At 66.8% G+C, this 3,066-nt stretch carries 4 protein-coding genes; all 4 read right to left on the bottom strand.

The genetic code is table 11. From position 1 onward, the window contains the following. The coding region (locus RTU05_RS17595) for an AAA family ATPase (RefSeq protein WP_409411648.1) at positions 1 to 271 on the bottom strand (271 nt) is incomplete at its 3' end. A gap of 55 nt (positions 272 to 326) precedes the next feature. Then, positions 327 to 614 carry a GIY-YIG nuclease family protein gene (locus RTU05_RS17590; protein WP_312599592.1) on the bottom strand — a complete coding sequence of 96 codons (288 nt, stop codon included), beginning with the start codon at positions 612 to 614 and terminating at the stop codon, positions 327 to 329. 69 nt (positions 615 to 683) lie between these two features. After that, positions 684 to 1,802: a DNA polymerase III subunit beta gene (gene dnaN / locus RTU05_RS17585; protein WP_312599591.1), complete on the bottom strand. Its 1,119-nt coding sequence runs from the start codon at positions 1,800 to 1,802 to the stop codon at positions 684 to 686. Between the two features lie 194 nt (positions 1,803 to 1,996). Further along, positions 1,997 to 3,066: chromosomal replication initiator protein DnaA (gene dnaA / locus RTU05_RS17580; protein ID WP_312599590.1), on the bottom strand; the 1,070-nt coding region annotated here is incomplete at its 5' end.

Genomic DNA, 3,066 nt, shown 5'->3' with positions numbered 1-3,066 from the left:
CCGCCTGGACCCCGGTGCCCAGCCGCGTCTCGTCGTCCAGTTCGACCATGACGGCCCAGGCGCGGCCGGTCGCCTCCCCGGGTTCGCGCCGGCCCATTTCGGCGGCGGTCGCGCCGCGCAGCCCCTTGCCGGGGGTCAACAGGCTGATCGCCTCCAAGAGATTGGTCTTTCCCGCCCCGTTCGGCCCATGCAGCACGACCGGGCCGGAGGTCATCTCCAGCCGCGCGCCCGCATAGGAGCGGAAGTCGGTGAGGGTGAGGGAGGTGATCACGGTGTTCCGCTCATCCCGGCGAAAGCCGGGACCCAGTGCTTTCGCTCAGCACGATCTAACCGAGCAATGTTGGAAACAGATCCGCCCATGCCGGGTTCTTGCGCTCGATCACTTCCAGCTTCCAGACCCGTTTCCATTCCTTGATCTGGCGTTCGCGTCTGAAGGCCGCTTCGCGCGTCTCATGGATTTCGTACCATACAAGCAGGGTGACGCTGTATTTTCGCGTGAACCCTGCGCGCAGCTTGTCTCGATGTTCCGCGATGCGTTTGACCAGATCGTCGGTCGATCCTGTATATAGCGTCCCGTTCCGACGGCTTGCGAGGATGTAGGTGAAGAACGCCAACGCCAGCCTCCGGTACGAACGAAAGCACTGGGTCCCGGCTTTCGCCGGGATGATCGGACAAGCTGGAGCTTATACCCGCAGCGGCATCAGCACATACTGAACGCCCGGATCGCCCGGATCGAGCACCAGGGTCGGGGAGGCCGGATCGGCGAAGCGGAAGGCGGCGTTCTCGCCGGTGATCTGGCCGGCGACGTCCAGCAGATAGCGGGCGTTGAAGCCGATCTCGAACGGTTCGTCGGAATAGCCGATCTCGACCTCTTCCTCGGCCTGACCAGCCTCCATGTTGCGCACCGTCAGCTTCACCCGGTCGTTGTCGAAGGCCAGCTTCACCGAGCGGCTCTTCTCGGCCGAGATGGTGGCCACGCGGTCGACGGCCTTGGCGAACAGGGCGTTGTCGATGTCGGCCTGTTTGTCGTTGCCGCGTGGAATGACGCGCAGATAGTCGGGGAAGGCGCCGTCGATGACCTTGGAGGTCAGAGACGCCTCGCCCATCTGGAAGCGGATCTTCTGGGCCGAGACCTGCACCTCGACCGGGCCGCCGGCGTCGTCCAGCAGGCGGCGGACCTGATCGACGGTCTTGCGCGGCACGATGACGCCGGGGCCGCCAGCAGCCCCTTCCGGCGCCGGGGTCTCGGCCAGGGCCAGGCGGTGGCCGTCGGTGGCGACGGCGCGCAACAGCGGAATGCCGGCCTCGGCGACCGTGTGCAGATAAAGGCCGTTCAGATAATAGCGCGTCTCTTCCGTCGAGACGGCGAACCGGGTCTTGTCGATCAGACGGGCCAGGTCTTCCTTGGGCAGGACATAGGACGCGCCCGCGCTGTCGGTGGACATGACGGGGAAGTCGCCCGCCGGCAGGACCGGCAGGTTGAAGCGCGACCGCCCGGCCGAGACGACCAGACGCGGATCGTCGCCCGAGTAGAGCAGCGAGACCTCGGCGCCTTCCGGCAGCTTCCTGACGATCTCGTACAGGGTGTGGGCGGGGGCGGTGATCTGGCCCTCGACCTGAACCTGGGCCTCGGCCTCGTCCACCATCTCCATGTCCAGATCGGTGGCGGCGAAGGCCAGTCGGTCCCGGCCTGCGCTCAGCAGGACGTTGGAGAGGATCGGAATGGTGTTTCGACGTTCAACGACGCTCTGCACGTGGCCCAGGGCCTTCAGGAGCGCGGATCGTTCGATGGTCAGCTGCATGTCGTCTCGCCCGGCGCGGTCCTCATAGGAACGACCGCGGTTAAGTGACCTGGGACACTAGCGGATTGGGCGCAGGCTGCAAGGAAGCGGCAAGGGCTTAGTGGCGAGCAGCAAGTGGATATTGGGGGCAAATCGGCAGGACGAGGGGGTTTCTGGTCCCGCGTCGCCCGCCGCTCACCCCTTGCCCATCCAAATCAGCCCCGCAGCTTGCGCGTCAGGGCCTCGACGTCGCGGGCGATCTGGTCGTCCTGCGGCATCAGCTCCTCGATCTTGCGCACGCCGTGCAGGACCGTGGTGTGATCGCGCCCGCCGAAGCGACGGCCGATGTCGGGATAGGAGCGGGTCGTGTGCTGTTTGCACAGATACATGGCGATCTGGCGCGGGCGGGCGACCGAACGGGTGCGGCGCTCGCTGAGCAGGTCGGCCTGTTTCATGTTGAAGTGGTCGGCGACCGTTTTCTGAATCTCGTCGACGGTGATGCGGCGCTCGGGCCCGCCGCGCATGGCCATGCCCAAAAGGCTCGAGGCTTCGTCGACCGAAACCGACGACAGACGCGAACCGGCGGCGGCGGCCAAGGTGTTCACCGCGCCCTCCAACTCGCGCATCGAACCGGGGGTGCGGTCCACCAACTGGGCCAGGACCTCGGGCGCGGCCTCGCCCTGAACGACGCCGAGCGCCGACAGGGCCTTGAGACGGTTCTGGGCCACGGCGATCTTCAACTCGCGGTCCCCCGCCTCGACCGGGCAGGTCAGGCCGGCGGCCAGGTGGCTGCGCAGGCGCGGCTCGACCTCGGTCAGGGCCATCGGCGCGCGGTCGGCCGAGAAGACGATGCGTTTGCCGTCCTCGATCAGGGCGGTCAGGGTCGAGAGCAGTTCTTCCTGGGTCGATGTCTTGCCGCCGACGAACTGCACGTCGTCCAGCAGCAGCATGTCCGCCGAACGCAGGCTTTCCTTGAAGGCCGCGGTCGAACGGTCCTGCATCGCCTTGACGAAGGTGGACAGGAAACGTTCGGCGGTCAGATAGACCACCTTGGCCTCGGGCCGCAGACGCTGGGCCTCCCAGGCGATGGCGTTCAGCAGGTGGGTCTTGCCGTAGCCATAGGGGCCGCAGAAGAAGACCGGGTTGAAATGGCCGTCGGCCCAGCTGGCCACCTGTTTGGCGATGGCCAGGGCGAAGGCGTTGCCCTGCCCCTCGATGAAGCTGTCGAAGGTCAGACGCTCCTGCAGGCCGGCGGCGCGGACGGCGCGGGCACCGTCGGCGCTGA

This window comes from Brevundimonas sp., assembly GCF_032017145.1.
Taxonomy (GTDB): Bacteria; Pseudomonadota; Alphaproteobacteria; order Caulobacterales; family Caulobacteraceae; genus Brevundimonas.
The sequence above is the reverse complement of the archived record's forward strand: the minus strand, read 5'-3'. Positions and strand labels throughout refer to the sequence as shown.